Origin of the sequence: Protofrankia symbiont of Coriaria myrtifolia, from assembly GCF_900634755.1 — a bacterium.
GTDB classification, from domain to species: Bacteria; Actinomycetota; Actinomycetes; order Frankiales; family Frankiaceae; genus Protofrankia; species Protofrankia coriariae.
On record NZ_CAAAFS010000181.1, the window covers coordinates 1 to 17,605 of the forward strand.

The 17,605-nt window shown below is 68.3% G+C and carries 20 protein-coding genes and 1 riboswitch; of the genes, 11 read left to right on the forward strand and 9 right to left on the reverse strand.

The annotated features are described in order from the left end of the window. Window positions 1-547: 547 nt before the first annotated feature. The 3 genes from CM1CMNOD_RS10205 to CM1CMNOD_RS10215 all read right to left on the reverse strand — a co-directional run bounded on the left by CM1CMNOD_RS10205 (window position 548) and on the right by CM1CMNOD_RS10215 (window position 4,276). Window positions 548-1,489, reverse strand: coding sequence for a tyrosine-type recombinase/integrase (locus CM1CMNOD_RS10205; RefSeq protein WP_237702715.1), 942 nt, complete (start codon window positions 1,487-1,489; stop codon window positions 548-550). 550 nt (window positions 1,490-2,039) lie between these two features. After that, window positions 2,040-2,846, reverse strand: coding sequence for a methylenetetrahydrofolate reductase (locus tag CM1CMNOD_RS10210; RefSeq protein WP_013873573.1), 807 nt, complete (start codon window positions 2,844-2,846; stop codon window positions 2,040-2,042). A gap of 1,061 nt (window positions 2,847-3,907) precedes the next feature. Then, window positions 3,908-4,276: a helix-turn-helix transcriptional regulator gene (locus CM1CMNOD_RS10215; protein ID WP_013873575.1), complete on the reverse strand. Its 369-nt coding sequence runs from the start codon at window positions 4,274-4,276 to the stop codon at window positions 3,908-3,910. Between the two features lie 35 nt (window positions 4,277-4,311). Here CM1CMNOD_RS10215 and CM1CMNOD_RS23020 point away from each other — a divergent pair, with 35 nt between their 5' ends. Continuing rightward, complete coding sequence (locus CM1CMNOD_RS23020; RefSeq protein ID WP_013873576.1) at window positions 4,312-4,545, forward strand: hypothetical protein; 234 nt, start codon at window positions 4,312-4,314, stop codon at window positions 4,543-4,545. Window positions 4,546-4,577: 32 nt separating this feature from the next. Here CM1CMNOD_RS23020 and CM1CMNOD_RS10225 read toward each other — a convergent pair whose 3' ends face one another. After that, entirely contained in the window at window positions 4,578-5,021 is a 444-nt protein-coding gene (locus CM1CMNOD_RS10225; RefSeq protein ID WP_013873577.1) for an Lrp/AsnC family transcriptional regulator, read from the reverse strand. A 180-nt stretch (window positions 5,022-5,201) separates the two neighbouring features. Between CM1CMNOD_RS10225 and CM1CMNOD_RS10230 the strand changes: the two genes are divergently transcribed. Next, window positions 5,202-6,386, forward strand: a complete 1,185-nt coding sequence (locus CM1CMNOD_RS10230) for a trans-sulfuration enzyme family protein (RefSeq protein WP_013873578.1) — start codon at window positions 5,202-5,204, stop codon at window positions 6,384-6,386. Between the two features lie 228 nt (window positions 6,387-6,614). Here the strand turns inward: CM1CMNOD_RS10230 and CM1CMNOD_RS10235 are convergent, their stop codons facing one another. Next, entirely contained in the window at window positions 6,615-7,178 is a 564-nt protein-coding gene (locus tag CM1CMNOD_RS10235; protein WP_013873579.1) for a hypothetical protein, read from the reverse strand. A gap of 988 nt (window positions 7,179-8,166) precedes the next feature. Between CM1CMNOD_RS10235 and CM1CMNOD_RS10240 the strand changes: the two genes are divergently transcribed. After that, the gene (locus CM1CMNOD_RS10240; RefSeq protein WP_013873580.1) at window positions 8,167-9,606 is read left to right on the forward strand and encodes a hypothetical protein; all 1,440 of its coding nucleotides are present in this window, start codon (window positions 8,167-8,169) and stop codon (window positions 9,604-9,606) included. Window positions 9,607-9,624: 18 nt separating this feature from the next. Next, a complete protein-coding gene (locus CM1CMNOD_RS10245) occupies window positions 9,625-9,948 on the forward strand; it encodes a hypothetical protein (protein WP_013873581.1) in 324 nt (107 codons plus the stop codon). A gap of 620 nt (window positions 9,949-10,568) precedes the next feature. Here CM1CMNOD_RS10245 and CM1CMNOD_RS10250 read toward each other — a convergent pair. Beyond that, complete coding sequence (locus CM1CMNOD_RS10250) at window positions 10,569-10,817, reverse strand: hypothetical protein (protein ID WP_131773967.1); 249 nt, start codon at window positions 10,815-10,817, stop codon at window positions 10,569-10,571. Between the two features lie 14 nt (window positions 10,818-10,831). On the opposite strand from CM1CMNOD_RS10250, the gene CM1CMNOD_RS10255 reads away from it, so the two are divergent. Further along, entirely contained in the window at window positions 10,832-11,611 is a 780-nt protein-coding gene (locus CM1CMNOD_RS10255) for a hypothetical protein (protein ID WP_013873583.1), read from the forward strand. Further along, window positions 11,608-11,907 carry a hypothetical protein gene (locus CM1CMNOD_RS10260; protein WP_013873584.1) on the forward strand — a complete coding sequence of 100 codons (300 nt, stop codon included), beginning with the start codon at window positions 11,608-11,610 and terminating at the stop codon, window positions 11,905-11,907. Before CM1CMNOD_RS10255 ends, CM1CMNOD_RS10260 begins: the two co-directional genes overlap by 4 nt. 126 nt (window positions 11,908-12,033) lie before the next feature. Here CM1CMNOD_RS10260 and CM1CMNOD_RS10265 read toward each other — a convergent pair whose 3' ends face one another. Then, entirely contained in the window at window positions 12,034-12,528 is a 495-nt protein-coding gene (locus tag CM1CMNOD_RS10265; protein WP_013873585.1) for a membrane protein, read from the reverse strand. A 1-nt stretch (window position 12,529) separates the two neighbouring features. Here CM1CMNOD_RS10265 and CM1CMNOD_RS23605 point away from each other — a divergent pair, with 1 nt between their 5' ends. From CM1CMNOD_RS23605 to CM1CMNOD_RS10275, 4 genes are all read left to right on the forward strand, one after another. Continuing rightward, entirely contained in the window at window positions 12,530-12,664 is a 135-nt protein-coding gene (locus tag CM1CMNOD_RS23605) for a hypothetical protein (RefSeq protein WP_258165195.1), read from the forward strand. A gap of 357 nt (window positions 12,665-13,021) precedes the next feature. After that, on the forward strand, window positions 13,022-13,756 hold the full coding sequence (locus CM1CMNOD_RS10270; protein WP_237702716.1) for a TIGR03564 family F420-dependent LLM class oxidoreductase: 735 nt from the start codon (window positions 13,022-13,024) through the stop codon (window positions 13,754-13,756). 3 nt (window positions 13,757-13,759) lie between these two features. Next, on the forward strand, window positions 13,760-13,936 hold the full coding sequence (locus CM1CMNOD_RS23025) for a hypothetical protein (RefSeq protein WP_237702717.1): 177 nt from the start codon (window positions 13,760-13,762) through the stop codon (window positions 13,934-13,936). 185 nt (window positions 13,937-14,121) lie between these two features. Further along, on the forward strand, window positions 14,122-14,622 hold the full coding sequence (locus tag CM1CMNOD_RS10275; protein WP_013873586.1) for an NUDIX hydrolase: 501 nt from the start codon (window positions 14,122-14,124) through the stop codon (window positions 14,620-14,622). 231 nt (window positions 14,623-14,853) lie between these two features. On the opposite strand, the gene CM1CMNOD_RS10280 is transcribed toward CM1CMNOD_RS10275, so the two are convergent. Beyond that, window positions 14,854-15,276 carry a transglycosylase family protein gene (locus CM1CMNOD_RS10280; protein WP_347176472.1) on the reverse strand — a complete coding sequence of 141 codons (423 nt, stop codon included), beginning with the start codon at window positions 15,274-15,276 and terminating at the stop codon, window positions 14,854-14,856. A 2-nt stretch (window positions 15,277-15,278) separates the two neighbouring features. After that, window positions 15,279-15,457: riboswitch (cyclic di-AMP (ydaO/yuaA leader) on the reverse strand. Between the two features lie 711 nt (window positions 15,458-16,168). Here CM1CMNOD_RS10280 and CM1CMNOD_RS10285 point away from each other — a divergent pair. Continuing rightward, a complete protein-coding gene (locus CM1CMNOD_RS10285; protein WP_013873588.1) occupies window positions 16,169-17,443 on the forward strand; it encodes a glycosyltransferase in 1,275 nt (424 codons plus the stop codon). Here the strand turns inward: CM1CMNOD_RS10285 and CM1CMNOD_RS22410 are convergent. Further along, window positions 17,368-17,605 (reverse strand): hypothetical protein (locus tag CM1CMNOD_RS22410; protein ID WP_207387486.1); only part of this gene is annotated, 238 nt, incomplete at its 5' end. The two genes, CM1CMNOD_RS10285 and CM1CMNOD_RS22410, sit on opposite strands and share 76 nt — an antisense overlap.

Here is a 17,605-nt window from a genome sequence, read left to right on the forward strand (position 1 = left end):
CCTTGCGCTGAGTGTGGCAACGGTCACATTCGTGGATGACATGGTAGGCGCGGGCCTGTTTGTCCCAGACTGCGCTGTGGGGTTCCCAACGGTGTCCCATGGTGCGGCACTCGATGAAACTGGCGGGCAGCTCGTGCGCCCAGGTCTCGATGTTGCGGCGGGGGGTATGATCGGCCATGGGATGGGCTGCTACCTCCGGAATCGCCTGTGTGGACGGGGCGGCGGGCCTGGACGTCGCAGGCTGCCATGCAGGTCAGATAGCACAGGCCAGGTGTTGATGTCGAGCACACGGATCGTTCCACCATCTTCCGGATCCACCTGACTGTGTGGCTCTTCCTGACTGCGGACGGGAGCCAACCGGCAGGATTCATTATCGGTCTGTCGCACGAAGCGCACATAGATCATGAGCGCAGGGTGACCGGTGCTACAGACCGACCAGACCGACCAGGGCAACCGACCGTGCCCAGCGGACCGCGGGCCGGCCCTGCCCACGGCGTCAGCGCGCCGGCGCTGGCGGTCGTGACCCGGCCACCGTGGCCGGCGCCCGCTACAGGCCGACCCTGCCCGAGGGGTTGTCGCGGTCGAACAGGCGGCCGGCGCGTACATAACTGTCCAGGGACGCCGACGACCGCCAGCGTCCCTGTCGCATGATCGCCCGGTCGGGCACGCCGGCACGGGCGGCGGCCGTGGCGAACCCGGACCGCAGGGAGTGCCCGCCGAAGTCGTCCGGGGACAGGCCTGCTGCGGCGGCCCGGCGCTGGACGATGCGGGCGACCGAGCCCGGGTGCAGCCGGCCCGCGCCCACCCCGCCGTGGCGGTTGATCGAACGGAAGGCGGGCCCGTCGGTGAGGCCCGCGGCCTGACGCCAGGCGATCCAGGAGCGGACCGGGCAGGTCGGCCGGTAGGAGCCGAAGGTGAGGCCGACCAGCGCCCCGGCGCGTTCCTGGTCGGTCTTGGACCTGCGGATGGTCAGCACCACGCCGTCCGGGGTCTCGGCGATGTCGGCGACGTCCAGCGCGACGAGCTCGCCGCGGCGCAGGCAGCCGGCGAAACCGACCAGCAGCAGCGCCCGGTCGCGCAGGTCAGCGAGCCGGGAGTCGTCCAGTTCGGCGAGCACCCGGGTGAGCAGGCCGGTCTCCAGCGCGTTCTTGCGCTTCACGGCGGTGCCGTGGACACGGCGGATACCGTCCCAGACGGTCGCGACCTCGGGTGAGGTGGCCGGATTGGGATGACGGCCGAGCTGGTGGGCCACGGAGATGGCGGCCAGCCTGCGGCGGATGGTGGTCGGTTTGTAGCCGGCGTCGGCCAGCGCCGTCAGGTAGCCGGCCACGGTTGCCGGCAGCGCCGGCAGCGCCACCAGGTGCGGGGAGCGCTCGGCGCACCAGGCGGCGAAGTGCCGCAGGTCTGTTTCGTAGGCACGCCACGTCGAGGCGGCCCTGGCCGCCCGGGCATAGTCGGCCACTCGCTCGACCAGGTCGGATGGCAGCACCGTGTAATCGCCATCTCGACGAATCGCAACTTCTGTCCCGTCGCCGCCCACTTCCCAGCCCTTCTCTCCCGCGCCTCCCTGACGCGCGAGAAGTAAAGCTTATCGCGCGCCAGCCCGCCTACAGTTTCGTATCTATAGTTTCGTTACTATACGAAATGCAAAAACAAAACGATACTAAACAGTGAAGGATGTGCCTGGCGGAGCCGTACACCCGCCCCGGACCGAGCACGGCGACCACCGCACCCGGTGGCTGTGATCGGCGGGCCGGTCGGTAGCCTGCCGATCACGGTGGTGGGGGCGCGGTGCGGGGTGGCCGGTGGCATCGATCGAGCGGACGGCGTATCCGCGGTTCGAGCGGACCCGCTGAGCGCCAGGAGGTCGTCCGCGGGCGGTATTGGCTTCCTGCCAGACACCCAGGGCGGCAGGAAGATCGCCACCGGCGCTGGGTCCAGTGATCGCCCGCTACCGCTCCCTGACCGCTTTCAGCGGGGGGTTACGGCCGCGCTATCCGGCAGGGGGTACCAAGACCTGCGAGAAACGGCCCGGGGGGTTAGAGAAGGTCCTCAAATCGGGTGGCGACCTGGCGGTAGCGGCTGACCGGAACGAGGTGCACACCGGCGAAGGCGCCGCTGTCGCGCAGCCGTAGCACCTGGTCGCAGGCCGCTTCGACCCCGGCCGCCTGGTCCCGTTCGACCGCTTCGACGAGGTCGTCGGGGATGTCGATGTCGGGGATGGTCGCGGCGAGGCGGCGGGCCATCCCGGCGCTCGCGAGGACCATCACGCCGGCGTAGACCGGCAGTTCGACCGGATGGGCGTCGCGCCAGCGCAGCAGGGCGTCCACCGAGTAGCTGACCTGTACGAACAGGAAGTCGGCCGCTCGTTTCCATGCGAGCAGTGGACGTAGGCCGGCCGCGGCGCCGACCCGGAACGCCGGCATGTCCGCGAAGACCGGATCCTCGCTGGCCGCGCGGGCCTCGTCCATCATCGCGCGCACGGTCAGGTCGCTGGTCCGGTTCCCGGCGGTGGGTTTGTCGCCGTGGACGAACAGGAACTCCTCGACGCCGTAGGCCGCGGCGGTGAGCAGGTCGCGGCGGAAGCCGAGCAGGTTACGGTCGCGGGAGTTCACGCAGGCGATGCTGCGTCCCCCCATCGTCTGCACCTCGTGGGCGACGGCAATGCTCGACACCGTCGCGCGTCCGATGTGGTTGTCGGGGATCAGGAACGCGTCGGTGACGGGGCTCAGGACGCCGATCTGGTGGCGGGCGTGGGTCAGGTCCGGCCGGGTCGGCGGCTCGATCTCGCAGATCAGCTCGAAGCCGCGCGCCGGACGTTCGCGACCCGCCGTGGATTCCTGCATCCGGACAGGATAGGACGCCACGATCCACCGACCACAGCCACACCGCACGGGTGCGCTGCGCCGCTGTAGCGCACCGTAGGAACAGTCTGGGCAGGAGACCCCGACTGCGAAATGTCCGGCTGCGCCGGCGGGCGGAGTCTTTCCTGAGGGAGTGCCGCGGGACAGCGCTTAGCGTCTGGAGCGGTGGCCAACCTTGGGGGTGAGGCGTATGGCGGTTTCTACCTGTGAGCATTGGAAGCAGCAGCCGGAATGTTCCGGAACCTTGAAAGTGGAACGGCGCAGGCGAGGTCGGCACTGCCCGATTCGCGGCCGCCGACGCCGAAGAGCGCCGCGCGGCAGTTTCGGCAGCGTCGGGCACGGTGTCGGCGCCGATCAGAAGCTCGTTCTGCCGGATACAAGTTCAGAGACCCAACTCGTCGCTACCTTGCCCCCTGGGACAGCTTCGGGAGTAGAGGGCCGTACTCGGCTGCCGCGCTGGGCACGACCACGGTGTGGTTGAGATAGTCGCGATGCAGAGCCTGGTCGTAGTCGGCCGCTCCCTGGTACTTCGCCCACGCCTCGGCCGAGTAGATGCGCAGATCGTCCCCACCAGAAGCACCTCGGCCAAGCGGATCAGGCGATTGTGCGCCACCAGGAGGTTGACCTCCGTACTGGCGAACGGGAACTCGTCGATTCCGGCGAACTCGTCACCGAGATAGCGGTCCCGACGGGGATCGCTCCCGTCGTGAAAGTCCGTGCGGACGGAAACATCAGACCCAGTTCGGCAACCGCCGGGCACAGCACCTCCCTGGACAGATAGCCAGGCAGGATGACGAACCCGTGCCGCCGCCACTCCGCAGCAGCCCTTCCAAGATCCATTATGGCAGTATCACCATGCGCCAACCGTCACTCAACCCATTTCTTGCCCCCAGCGCCTCGGAGCGGAGGGCAAGCAGCTCACTGGTAGCTGACCTGCGCAGACGATGCACCGAGACGCATGTGAGGCATTGGATGTTGCCGCAAAGCGGCTATGTGTCGATGTCTCTATGCGAAGAGGGACGGCTCGCGGGCGCTGTTCCCCATCATGCTGGGCGGCGCTCCCCACCCATCTGTCGGTTCGCGTCCTCGGTTCGGGGGTGCTCGTGGATGCGGACAACGGAGTGCGCAGGATCAATGTTGATCTGGAACGACAGCTCGAGTGCTTCCGAGAGGCGGGCGAGCGCGGCCAACGATGGTTCCTCTTCAGCCTCAAGGTAGACGATCTCCGCCTCGGTGAGACCTGTCTGCTCCGCGAGCCCGGCCTGCGTCAGGTTGTGCCGGGCTCGGTAGCGGACCAGCTCGTCGGCCACCTGGCGGGCCAGCTGGGTGCGATCCCATTCGGCGCGGAACGGCGGGTCGGCGAGCTGCTCGTCGAGGACCTGCTCGAAGGTCGGCATATCGGTGATCTTCATGCCTTTGTGTCGGTGTCAGGTGGGATGGTGAGGCGGTGACCAAGACGCAGTACTACACCGCGACCAGCATCGACGGATTCATCGCCGACCACGGGTTGCTGGACAAGATTATCCTCGGTGTGGCACCGGTGACGCTCGGCGCCGGCGCGCCGCTGCTGCCGCGGCGGCTGCTGTCGTCGCGGCTCGCACTGTCCGCCGTCGAACGGATCGACCAGTTCGTGCACCTGACCTACACGGTGTGTCACCCACCCGCCAGCCCACAGCGGTAGCCGGCGCATGCGAGCCGGTCGGATGTGAGCGCTCACGCGTTGCCGGCGGAGAGCGTCTTCATGACGACGTAGCTGGTCACGGCGGCCACACCCGGCAGGCTTGCGAGCCGGTCGGCGTGGAAGGCCTCATACGCGGGAAGGTCGGCGACCTCGACCTGGAGCAGGTAGTCGTAGTTTCCCGTGACGTGGTGGCAGTGGACCACTTCGCGCAGTCGCACGACCTGGCTCTCGAACTGACGGACGTCGGCGCGAGCATGCCGCAACAGCCGGACACCGACAAGGACGCGCAGGCCACGGCCGACCGCCGCCGGATCGAGGAGCGCCCGGTAACCGCGGATCGCCCCGGTCTCCTCCAGGCGACGCACGCGCCGCAGACAGGGTGAGGGCGACAGGCCGACCCGGTTGGCGAGCTCCTGGTTGCTGATCCGGCCGTGCTGTTCGAGCACGGCCAGTATCGACCTGTCGACGTCATCCATGCCTGGCCATCCCTCCCAGCCGATTAGCAGATTCTCGCCAGGCGGATCCGTTTATCACAACCTCATGCCCTGTTCTGGCGCTACTTGTTGCCAAAACTGCCCCGATCGCCCCTGTTCCGGCAGGAAGACCGGTCATTCTCGTGGCGTCAACCCCAACCCCGCCGACGCAGGAGAAGAACCATGCCGGACGCCCACACGACCAGCAGGACCAGCAGGACGGTCAACCACGCCGATCGTGAGCTGCGCCATGACCGCTCCGTGGCACCGCCCATCTACCAGACGGCGACCTTCTGGGCCGACGACGCCGAGACGTTCGCCCAGGCGGCGGTCGAACGGCGCGGCCAGGGCTTCTACACCCGTTTCGGCAACCCCAACCACGCGCAGGTCGCGGCCATCGTCGCGGAGCTGGAGCATGCCGAAACCGCGCTCGTCAGCGCCTCGGGCATGGCGGCGCTCACCACAGCCGTGCTGGCCCTGGCCTCCGCTGGCGATCACGTGATCGGGCAGAGATCCACCTACAGCGGCACGGCGTCCCTGTTGCTGAACCTCCTGCCGCGCCTGGGCGTGACGACCACACAGGTGGACCAGACGGACCCTGACGCCTTCGCCCGAGCCCTGACCCCGCGGACCCGCCTCATTCTGGTCGAATCGCCGAGCAACCCACTGCTGCAGATCACCGACCTACGCGCCGTCGCGGATCTCGCCCACGCACACAACGCGCTGATCCTGGCGGACAACACCTTCGCCACACCCGTGAACCAGCGACCGCTGGAGCTCGGTGTCGACCTGGTGTGGCACAGCGCGACCAAATACCTCAACGGCCACTCCGACGTGTCAGCCGGCGTGCTCGCGGGGCCGGTGGAGCTCCTGGACCGCGTCTGGGATGTCGCTCTGCTCACCGGCGCGACGCTCGGCCCCATCGACGCCTGGCTGCTGCTGCGCGGTCTGCGCACACTGCCGCTGCGCGTCGCCAGGCACAACGCCAACGGCCAGGCCCTCGCCGAGGCGCTGGAGCGGCACCCCGCCGTCGCACGGGTGCACTACCCGGGCCTGGCGGCACATCCGCAGCACGCGCTCGCGGCCCGTCAGATGAGTGGCTTCGGCGGGGTGCTCGCGGTCGAGTTCGCCGGCGGCCACGAGGCGGCCGACGCCTTCCTCGACCGGCTGCGTCACGTCCGACGAGCGGTCAGTCTCGGTGGTGTGGAGTCCCTCGCCGTGCGCCCCGCGGCGATGTGGGCGGGGATGCTCAGCGAGGAGCAGATCGTCGCCTCGGGGGTTCCGCTGGGGCTGGTCCGGCTCGCCGCCGGCACCGAGGACACCGCCGACCTCGTCGACGACGTGCTCACGGCAGCCGATTCCCTGTAGCGACAGTGCCGGCGAACGGACGGACGCCCAAGCCACGAACCGGTACGGCACCGGCTGCCCGCGCGGAGCGGTTCGGGTTCACTCGGGCCTGACAGCGGAGAGCCGCCTACGCCCGCCTCAGCCCGTGTAGGTGGTTTCCGCTGTGAGGATGACGGTTTCCACCTACGCTCGCCGCGGTTGTAGGTGGTTTTCGCTGTTCGGACGACGGTTTCCACCTACGCTTTCCGCTCAGATCTCGTCGGCGCTTCGGGAGGCGAGCCCGTAGCGGCGGGCCAGATCGTTCCAGGACGCGACGAACTGTTGCTTGGCCACGGTGGCCTCCACGCTGTGCTGCTGGGCGAGGAGGCTGGAAGAGGTCGCCGGCGCCGGCGGGACGCAGATACCGGCCACCTCGCGAGCCCATGCCGCGTAAGCGCGGTCCGCCGCCGCTGACTCCACCCACGCCGTCCGCAGGTCGGCGACCATGCCCCTGCCATCGGGAATGGCGCTGACAGCGAGGCTGTCGACCTCGTCGACGAGGGCGTCCCGGCCGGCCGCGGCACTGAGAAGGTCGGTTTCGGCGCCGCTCAGATCGGTGCAGTTCGCAATCTGCTGGACCGCCGCGACGACAGTGCCTCGGGCGCTGCCGCTGCGGCTGAGCAGGTCGTCGATCGTCCGGAGCTGGATGACGGCCTGCGACGGTGCCGAGGTGGTCGGCGTGGCCGCCACGGGGACGGAGGGCTGGCCGTTGCCACGCTCCGAACCTGAACGACCCGTGAGGATCACGACGAGAACGATCGCTGCCGCCAGCATCGCCAGGATCGCCAGCGCGACGCCGCCGCGACGGGCCGCCGCACTCCGTGGCCGCGGTGGCGGTGGCGGTGGCGGTGGCGGTGGACCAGGGTGCGGCCACGGGGGTGCGGAGGCTCCGACCTTTTGGGTCAGTTCGTCCGTGTCCATGGCGGTGCCGTCGGACGCGGCGTCTCCGGCCGGTGCCCACGAACTGTTTCCCGGACCTGTTCCGGTGGGAGACGTCGCGCCCCGACGCGGATCGGGCTGAAGCGGATCAGGATCAGGACGAACGGGAGACGACGGAGGAGATGACTGTGCCGTGGGCTGCGCCGTCGTTCCGCAGGCGGTGCAGAAACGGATACCCGGTCGTTGGGACGACCCGCACGCGGCGCAGGTCCACACCATCGCCTCCCATGGGTGCGGAAACGCCCCGCCGGCGGGACGCGGACAGGATTCACGCCGCCCCGGTCGTGGCGGCGGCCGACCAGAAGAGTATCGACAGCCGGCCGGACGATTGTCGAGCGTCCCGCCGGTACGAAGAAAAATAACTCTCCGTATGAGATGGAGGATGTCGCGACAGCGTGGATCCTTTGTTTTCGGTAACGCATCCACGCAGGTCGACATGTTCTTTCTGATCGTTCTACCGGACAGCGACGCCGGATCAAGCCACGCTTTTTCCTTACGTTCGGTAGTCATAGATGGTGGGAGTGGCCGCCCTTTACCGCTTCTGCGGACCCTCACCGTCACCGTGGTGTCACGGCCGTGCGATACTGCGTGTCGGTCAACCAATGGATCTGTGTGCCCGGATGCGCTTACCGTTGCGGCGCGCCGGCCGTCCGGTCCAGCAGCGCACCACGGAGCCGACGTAATGACGATACTGAAAACCGGTGCGTGCTCGCACTGCGGCGGCCTGCCGCAACCAGGTGATGAGTACTGCCCGGACTGCGGGACGAGGTTGGATGGCCAGCCGCCTCCACCGCCCCAACGCCGGCCCTCTTCTGGTCCGCCGATGCGCGAGCACGATCCCGATCGGGCCACCCGGTATCTGTGCTCGGCGGTGCACCTCAACGAGGCCATGGCCCGCACCGTGGCGGCGACCGTTCTCGACGAACCATACCGAGCCATTCACCCGAATCACGGCATCGGCATGGTGGCGCTCGTCCGCCATGCTGCCAGCGCACGGAACACCGCGCGTCTGCGCACCGGGATCGCCGTTCTCATCGGCTTCGTCATCCCGCTCATCCTGCTGTTGGCGGCGTGCGGTTCGCTGTTCGGCGGAAGCGGCTCCTCCAGCAGCTATCTCGGCGATGATCTGGGCAGCGCATCCAACACCAGCGCGCTGCTCTTCTCCTACGTGCTCATCGCCATCCCGGTGCTGCTCTTCCTGCTGCGTGTGGTCTACCGGCTGTACTGCATGGCGCAGGCGGTCGCCGTCATGAACCAGCATGTGGACCCCGCGGACCTGGCATCCAGCGTCGACAGAATGATCGAAAAACGTCTCGAGTCCGTGGACTCCGGTAACACGATCGTTTTCAGCGGGCCGTTCAGCGGTGCCAACCCGTTCGTCGGCAGCGGCGCGCACCTGGGCACATGGGTCGTGACGTTGGACACCAGCAAGGCTGGTATCCAGGACGGCAGCTCGCAGATCATCCCCTTCGACGAGGCCGATCTGCATGACTGGCTGGCTCGAACGGTCCCCGACCTCACCCTTGCCGGCCTTGTCGTACGCGAGAAGCTGTATGTGAGCGGCGTGGACGCGCCGCTGGTCCAAGGCCTTGTACCCGGCACCGGAAAGCCGCCCTACACCCATATGCCCGAGGGCATCTTGACGAACATACTGCGTAATCCGACCAGCTATGCCCGGACCTATCTCGTCTTCGAACGGCTGACCGCGGGAAACCAGCTCGGCCTCACCTATCTCGTCCGGGCGGACCTGCTCCAGAACAACACGCTCTTCATCGAGGGTGTGTCCGTTGCCATGCCTCCACTGGGCGCCCCCTGCCTCGCGGTCACCACCGTTCCGATGGAACACTGGGACCGTTTCGTGACCGCCGTTAAACAGACCTTCAAGCAGAACTTCCGCCCGTCTTTCACCTTGCGCGGGTGGCGGTCGCTGGCGACGCGGCGGGATCGCATCCGCCCTGGTGTCGTCATCGACTACGGGGCCCGTCGCAGCGTTCGTGCGGAGGTTGCCGCCGACCTGAAGGACTACTACTACGCCGACGTGGACCAGCGTCTGTACCTCGAGACGCTGCAGCGGCGGGTTCTCGAGAACATCGTGGAGTTCCTGCGAAGGCACAACGTCGATACCTCGGAGTTCGAGCGGCACAGCGAGCAGGTGATCAACAACATTCACAACGGCAACATCTTCAATGTCAACGAGGTCAGTGGCCAGGGCAACGTCTTCGGCGACCAGGCGCAGGTAACCAATGCTCAGCAGGGCGGATAGTCCCAGGGGAGAAGCAGCGTGAGCACGTACAACATTGGTTCGGTGTCGGGCCAGGGGAACGTCTTCGGGGACAACAACCAGGTCACCAACCAGATCGCCGTCCCGGCTGCGACGCGCGGCGCGCTGGAGAACCTGCGCGCCGCGCTGCGGGACAACGCCGACGATCTTACGGACCCGGACGGGATGCGGCGGGCGACCGACGAGCTCGAGGAGGAACTCACCGCGGACGCGCCGGACCGTGGCCGGATCTCCCGCCTCCTACGCGGCCTGCTGCTGGGTGCCGGCACCGTCACCGCGGTAACCACCGCCCTGGAAGGCCTCGAAAACACGGTATTCGGTTGAGCATTCCAGAGGAGGCGTAGGTGGTTTCCGGCGCCCCGACAAATTTTTTTCACCTGTATCCACCTCGACCGTAGGCGGTTTCGGTCGCCCCGACAGCGCTTTCCGCCCGCACTTTCCGATGCGTCGGTTCCGCGGGGCACACGCTCGCTCGTCTCCGGCGGGTCTGGAAGGTGAACCGTCCGACGGACTGGCCGATACCTGATCTCGATGGCGATCCGGCTCCGGGCGATCCGTTCGCGGTGCGGGAGCTGGCCCGACGGTTTCTGGCGTTTGCCGCTGACGTCGAACACGCCCATAAGCAGCTCACCGCGATAGCCACCGGTGAAGTGATCCATGTATGGACTGGTTCCGCGGGAGATGCGTTTCGGGGGAGCTGGATATATTCCCCGGCCAGCTACAGAAGCTTGCGACGTCGTATCAGATGGCCGGTGATGCGCTGCGCGTCTATGCGCCGGTCCTGGATTCCGCGCAGGTACAGGCCGACCGGGCACTTGCGCGGGGGCGGGAAGCGCGAGCCCGCCGCGAGCCCGCCGCGAGCCCGCCGCGAGCCCGCTCAGATCCTTGTCGGCTCGGCGCAGACCGCGCTGTCGTCCGCGACGCGGAGGATCATGGCTCTGGAGTCAGGTTCCCACCCCCACGCGATGGATCTTCCTTTGCCTGATCCGGTGCAGGTGACACAGGCGATCCGAGACCAGCGGGTCGCGCAGGCCCGGCTGGAGCAGTTGCGAGACTCTGTACAGGCCGTACAGGCCGTACAGGCCGTACAGGCCGTACAGGCCGTACAGGCCGTACAGGCCGTACAGGATGATCTGGATGCTGCCCGTCAGCTCGCGCGCTGGCGGCGAAGCAGCTACGTCAGGATGCGGCACGGACCTGCGTATCGATGATCCGGCGCGCCTCCCACGCGGGGATCCGGGACAAGCCGTGGTGGTCCTGGGAGAAAATCCCACAGGCCGCTGGCAGGGTCTGGCATGTTGCCATCGGCCTCGCGACCAGCACCGTTGCGGTCCTCGGGGTGGCCGCTATGGTCGTCGGCGGGCCGGTCGCATGGATGGTGTCCGCAGCTGCGCTCGTGCTCCTGACCGATGCCTTGGCCCGGTATGCCAACGGCCAGGCATCCCGATGGGACGTCGGCTTCGCCCTGCTCGGCTGTATCCCCGGTAGTCGAGGTCTCAGCACCGCCGGTCTTGGCCGTGGTGCCGGCCAGGTCCAGCGTGGAGGAGGTGTCGCCGCTGGTGTCCTGCGCGCCGCTGTGGTTCATACCCACCGGGTGCTCAATGCCTGCGAAGCGCATCTTGCCGTCATGGCTGCCAACCTGCGCGCTGCCCGTCAGGGTTTCGCCATGACCGTGACTCCTGACGGCCGGATGCTCATGGTCGGCAGCGACGCCCTTCGTGACACCTCGAAAGCCGCTGGCCGCGGGCTGACGGCATCCGAACAGCGGGCCGTCAGATCGCTTCAGCGGCAGATCGAAGAACATCGGGCTAAACTGGAAGCGTACCGGGCCGATCCTGACGTATTCGATGACCAAGGTATTCTTGAGTGTGCGCCGATACCGATGATTCGGCAACGAATCATCGGTGGACGTATACGCCATCTGGAACAGGAGATCCCAGCTTTTCGGAAGCAGATTTTCAAAATTCTTAGGGGCGGTGGCCAGTGAGTGAGCACGTGTCCGTCCCGCTTGAGACGCTCACCGCCGCGTTCGCTCTTCTGATCGAACATCTGCGACAGGAAGCGGGGACGGAGGTGTCTCTCGACAAAGATTACTTCTGGTCGATTCCGCGGGAGCTGCTCTACGATGTCTACGCGCAGCCAACGGATCTGACTGTCGGACAGCTCAGTGAGTCGTTGGCCGATCTACAGTCGGCGTTGGCCGATCCGTCGAAAGTCACGACGTACGGCCTGGTATGGCTTGCCGACCTGCTGAAAGCCATCGGCCTGGATATCGTCAGATGACTGTCGGAGGCTGTCCGCGGACAAGCGTAGGTGGTTTCCGTCGTTTCGGTAGCGGTTTCCACCTACGCTTGCCGCGGGTGTAGGTGGTTTCCGCTGGGGGGATGGCGGTTTTCACCTACGGGTGGGTCAGGCTCCGGTGGTGGAGCCGGGTCTGACGATCATTAGGATGGTGACGGTCACCCAGAGCAGGTTGAAGGCGCCGGTGAGCATTGCCAGGCGTGCGCCGGCCCGCGCGTCGAGGGCAGCGGTGGCGTCGGCGCTCGCTGTGGCCTGCGCGGCGGCGTCGACGGCATGGAGGGCGTCGCGCTGGCCAGGCAGGACGAGCAGAGCCAGGACGATGGCCGCGCCCGCGGTGAGGATGATCGAGGCGATCACCCAGGCGTTGCCCGTGACACTCATTTCACCCGCGGTGGCGAACCCGAGAGCGGGTACGGCGACACCGACGAGGGCGTAGACCGAGCAGATGCGGTACAGGATGCGCAGGGATGCGACAGCGGCCGGATCGCCGGGGTTGGCCTGGGAGTGACGCAGGGCCGGAGGGAACATGCTGGCGGCGACGGCGACCGGGCCGATGGTGAGGACAGCGGCCAGAACGTGCAGGATCAGGAAGAATTTCGTCACGGTGACAATCCTCGCCTCCGACGCCGCGGCGTCGGCCAGTGACCTTCAGGGTGTGGGCTACCGGGCTGGCCCGCTGGCCTCGCCTCCACCAGCCGCGCTCGTCCCGGTCGAAGCCAGCAGACGCGCGCTCCGCTGATGCCGTTGCGGTGTCGTAGGCGGCGCGGGCGTGGGCGTTGTGAGGACCACAGCGGGGCCACAGCCGAAATGGCGAAGCTGACCGGTAGCCGGAGGCACACTCACTTTATGTAAATCGTCCGCGCTCCCCGCACCTGGGCGCCAGCTTCACGATCACGACTGGACGCCTGGGACGCGGGCGGGCTTCTTGGCCGCGCACCCTCCGAGGTACCCGTGCGGCCGACGGCTGGTGGCCATCTGCGAGCGATGTACCGCATGGTCACGTAGGCGGCCGTGGAGTTACTGAAAGTAATCAGTCTCACCGCCTCCGGCGATACCGGGCCTACTGGTGATCATATATGAGCGAAAGCAGGATCCGATGCGTGTCGGGATATACCTGGACGATCAGGGGCGGTCACTGGACGCGGTCGTGGCGGCGGCCCGTGACGGGGCAAAGGCCGGCTTCGCCAGCGCCTGGATGACCCAGTTCGGCGGGTGGGACGCGCTCACCGCGCTGGCGGTCGTGGGCCGGGAGGCACCCGGTATCGAGGTCGGGACAGCGGTGGTGCCGACCTATCCCCGCCATCCGCTGGTGCTCGCCAGCCAGGCGCTGACGGTGCAGGCGGCCGTGGGCAACCGGCTCACCCTGGGCATCGGGGTGAGCCATCGGCCCATCGTCGAGGGCCAGTTCGGCTACTCGTTCGACCGGCCCGTGGCGTACCTGCGGGAGTACCTGTCCGTGCTGGTCCCGCTGCTGCACGGGGAGAGCGTCACCCACCAGGGCGCGTCCCTCACCGCCGTCGGCGCCGTTGACGTGCCGGGCGGCAAGCCGCCGTCGCTGCTGATCGGCGCGCTCGGCCCCGCGATGCTACGGACCGCCGGTGAGCTCGCCGACGGCACGGTCACGACCTGGACGGGCCCGGCGACCCTCGCCGACCACATCGTGCCGACGATCACCCGGGCCGCCAGCGCCGCGGGACGGCCGGATCCCCGGGTGGTGGCGCTCAGCTTCGTCTGTGTGACCGCGGACGCCGACGCGCGCCGGGAGTGGGTCGCGCAACGGTTCGCCATGGTCGGCCAGCTGCCCAGCTACCGGGCCGTCCTCGACCGGTAGGGTGTGGACGGCCCGGGGGAGACGGTCATCCTCGGTGACGAGGCGTCTGTCGAACGGCAGATTCGGCGACTGGCGAGCGCCGGTGTCACCGAACTGGTGGCGCAGCCGATCGGTTCGGCACGGGAGCAGGCGACAGCGACCGACCTGCTCGTCGCGCTCAATACGCCGCCCGCCGGCTGACCTGGCGGGGGCGAGCCGGCCGGCAGGCGGAGCCGAGAACTGGCACCCCGCTGGCTCTCCCGTCCGGTGGAACGCCGATCCTCCGCGCCGCACGCGAATGCCGCACGCGAATACAGTCGTAACGGCTGGGTGCGGGGGTGGGCGGACGGAGTCGGTTGTCGCTGCCGGAAGGAGTTGCCGCAAAGGTGAGTGGGTTGTTGGAGGACGGGGAGGCACAGCCGGTTCTCACCCGGGAGCTGAGACTCGCGGCATATGTGGTCTGCATCCGGGACGGTAAAGTGCTGCTCGCGCGCTTCGCTGGCGCGGGTCAGACGTTCTGGACGCTGCCCGGCGGCGGGCTCGATCACGGGGAGGATCCGCTTGCCGCGGCGATCCGCGAGGTCGAGGAGGAAACCGGATACGACGTCGTGATCGAATCCCTGCTCGGTCTGGACTCGATACGTCGGAACTTTCAGCGTGCGGTGGGTGTCGAAGCCGACCAGCAGACCCTGCGGGTCATTTACGCCGCCCGGGTGGTGGCCGGTGAGCTTCGCTACGAGGTGGGCGGTTCGACCGACCAGGCCGCATGGGTCGATCTTGAACGGGTCCATGCTCTCGAGCGGATCGATCTGGTCGACATAGGGCTGGAGCTCGAACGCCGCCGTCCACCGCTTGGCCGGGTGGACCGGGACCGCTTCCGGCTCTGAATCCGGCCAGGAGTCACAGCCGGGCGCCCGGTGGAGATCCGACCGAAGTCCGATCTCCACCGGGATGACGCCGGCTCCCCGGGACGAACCGAATGGTTACCGGGACACGGGCCGCCCGGGTCTACCGGATCAGTGAAGCCGGTCCGGTGGGAGGCTCGAGCATGAAAACGGAAACAGAAATGGAAAGAGCAAAGAGCACGGAAGGAACGCGGCCGTGCCGTCGGTGGACGGTCAGCCGATCTTTCCGGACCAGCAGTGCTTGGACGCGTACCACGGTCCGGTGCCCTGCTGCGAGTAGAGGATGCGAGCGCGTTTCCACTGCTCCTCGGGGCTGGCCTGCTGCGGCAGACCGGACCCGCCGACACCTCGCCAGGTGGGTGGCAGGAACTGGAACAGCCCACCGGCGCCGATCTCGTTGACGACGCGCGGATCGCCACCGGATTCACACTGTGCGATGGCGGAGAGCACCCGGTCCGCGGCCGGTGCCGCGTTTGCCGGCTGGGACACCGCGACGCTGCCGCCGATGGCTGCGACAACAGCCGGAACGGCGATCATCGCGCGGGTGCGGGTCCTGATTCCCACGCGGTTGCGCCGCCTGCTGCGCCTGGTCGCGCCGTCACGCGTATGTCCGTCACGAGTACGTGTCTGGGACATGATGATGTCCTTCCCCACGCCTGCGAGGTGAGCTGTCGGGTTCGGGCTGGGACTGCCCGGCCGCGTTCCGCGGCTTCACCCCAAGGACGTCCGATGAGCGACGCCCGCAAAAATTGGTTCCCCCGCTCCTGCCATTGGTTTGACTTCCGTCGGCCGGGGCAGGATTCGGCGTGTCGCCCGACGGGTGCCTTCTTCGCGAAGGCACGGCGCAGACCATACGCACGGGTCCGACCTGGAAAGCAAGAGGGGACGGACGGCCGTGAAGATGAGCACACCGTATTTCTGATGTTGATTGTCGCCCCGGTCGTCGGGTAACGCGCGCGCCCGCGCGCTCATTATCTGGATGGGCATGTGAGGCCGGCGAAGCGTGGCGATATCGCCACGCTTCGGGTCGAGTGTTCCTGCGCGCGGCGTGGATGGCCGGGCCGAATTCGTGACCGCCGGCACCGCCGTCGCGGAAATGTTCACTGAAATGTTCATGGAAATGCCCGTCGGAAGTTCCCCGAAAATGGCCGGGGAAAGCGGTCGAGGCGATCGTGGAAGGCCGTGGCAGTGGCCGGAGGGGTGCTCTTCGACGCAGCCGTCGCATGGCCGGAAGCGCCTGCGTGGAGAAAGCGCTGGCCGGGGGCTGGCGGCGGTGTGGAAGGCGTGTATCGTGTTCGCCTTGCTCGCGCCGCGATCTTCCGGCGGCCTGCCTGCCTGTGACCTTCCCGAGGCGACGCGATGCCGGCCGGGTGCCGCGACGCCAGGCGCCGTGACGCGACGCCGGGTGCCGTGGCACGGGCACCATGACCCGGAGGACTGGGACATTGACGGGTCATGGTGGGAGGAACTGACCACACAGCCGTGTCGACGGGCGCGTGCGGCCGGCTGATTTGCGAGGCTGACCGGCATGATGACGCTGGCGGCGTGCGCGATGCTCTCGATGCTGGTCTGGCTGGTCCTCTCGACCGGACACGGAATGTTCTGGCGGACCGGCACCCGGCTCGACGCCGCCGACACCGGCGCGACCGAGCCACCTGGCGGCTGGCCCGCGATCACCGTGATCGTGCCGGCCCGGGACGAGGCCGAGATGCTGCCGCACACCCTGCCGGCCCTGCTCGGGCAGGATTACCCGGGGCAGCTGCGAGTCCTGCTGGTCGACGACTCCAGCGACGACGGTACCGGCGAGGTCGCCCGCGTCATCGGCCGGGTCGCGGGTGCCGGTGACAGGCTGACGGTCGTCGACGGCCAGCCGCGCCCGGCTGGCTGGGCGGGCAAGGTGTGGGCCATGGAGCAGGGTGTGCGCGCGGCCGGGCCCGACGCGCGGTGGCTGCTGTTCACCGACGCCGACATCGCTCACGGCCCGCACTCGGTGACCCGGCTGGTCCGCCACGCCACCGGTCGCGGGCTCGACCTCACGTCGCTGATGGCTGTGCTGCGCACGAGCAACCGCTGGGAGCGGCTCGTCATCCCGGCGTTCGTCTACTTCTTCGCCCAGCTCTACCCGTTCCGCCGGGCCAACCGGCCGACGGCGCGCACGGCGGCGGCGGCCGGCGGGTGCGTCCTGCTGCGCCGTGCCGCGCTGGAACGCGCCGGTGGGATCGCCGCCATCCGCGGCGCGGTCATCGACGACTGCTCGCTGGCCAAGGCCGTCAAGCGCGGCGGGGGACGGATCTGGCTGGGCCTGGCCGACCGCGGGCCCGGGGGTGTGCGCAGCGTCCGCCCGTACCCCGGGCTCGCCGACCTGTGGAAGATGATCTCCCGTAGCGCGTACACCCAGCTGCGGCATTCGCCCGTGCTGCTCGCCGGCACCGTCGTCGGCCTGGTGCTGACCTACCTGCTGCCGCCGGTGGCGGCCGTGATCGGGCTGGCGGGGACTCTCGCCGCTGGCGGGGGTGCCGGGGGCACGGCCGCGCTGGTCGCCGGCATCGCCGGGCTCGCCGCCTGGGTGATCATGACTGCCACCTACGTCCCGATGCTCCGCTACTACCGGCAGCCGGTGTGGACGGCGGTGGCCCTGCCCGCCGTCGCCGTCCTGTACACGCTGATGACCGTGGACTCGGCCGTGGCGCACTGGCGTGGCCGAGGCGCCGCCTGGAAGGGCCGCGCCTACTCGCCGTCCGCCTCGTCCGCCTCATCAGCCTCGGCCCCGACGGTGGGCTCCGACAGCGCTACCGGCACCTGACCGTCCCAGCCCTTCCCCGCCACCGCCAGGCGGGCATGTTCGTGCTGGCTCTCCACGCCGGGCGTCCGCGCTGATCGTGCGGTCCTGGCGGTGGTGTGGGGGATGCAGGTGTCCCGGGTGGGGCTGGGCCGGGACACCTGCATCCCCCACACCACCGCCAGG

Excerpts from the sequence above, each read along its gene's own strand:
- CM1CMNOD_RS10285 (WP_013873588.1), top strand. The coding sequence starts at position 16,169 with ATGATGACGCTGGCGGCGTGCGCGATGCTCTCGATGCTGGTCTGGCTG.
- CM1CMNOD_RS10225 (WP_013873577.1), bottom strand. The coding sequence starts at position 5,021 with ATGGATGACGTCGACAGGTCGATACTGGCCGTGCTCGAACAGCACGGC.
- CM1CMNOD_RS10210 (WP_013873573.1), bottom strand. The coding sequence starts at position 2,846 with ATGCAGGAATCCACGGCGGGTCGCGAACGTCCGGCGCGCGGCTTCGAG.
- CM1CMNOD_RS10270 (WP_237702716.1), top strand. The coding sequence starts at position 13,022 with ATGCGTGTCGGGATATACCTGGACGATCAGGGGCGGTCACTGGACGCG.
- CM1CMNOD_RS10240 (WP_013873580.1), top strand. The coding sequence starts at position 8,167 with ATGCGCGAGCACGATCCCGATCGGGCCACCCGGTATCTGTGCTCGGCG.
- CM1CMNOD_RS10235 (WP_013873579.1), bottom strand. The coding sequence starts at position 7,178 with ATGCTGGCGGCAGCGATCGTTCTCGTCGTGATCCTCACGGGTCGTTCA.
- CM1CMNOD_RS10215 (WP_013873575.1), bottom strand. The coding sequence starts at position 4,276 with ATGAAGATCACCGATATGCCGACCTTCGAGCAGGTCCTCGACGAGCAG.
- CM1CMNOD_RS10280 (WP_347176472.1), bottom strand. The coding sequence starts at position 15,276 with ATGTCCCAGACACGTACTCGTGACGGACATACGCGTGACGGCGCGACC.
- CM1CMNOD_RS10230 (WP_013873578.1), top strand. The coding sequence starts at position 5,202 with ATGCCGGACGCCCACACGACCAGCAGGACCAGCAGGACGGTCAACCAC.
- CM1CMNOD_RS10255 (WP_013873583.1), top strand. The coding sequence starts at position 10,832 with ATGATCCGGCGCGCCTCCCACGCGGGGATCCGGGACAAGCCGTGGTGG.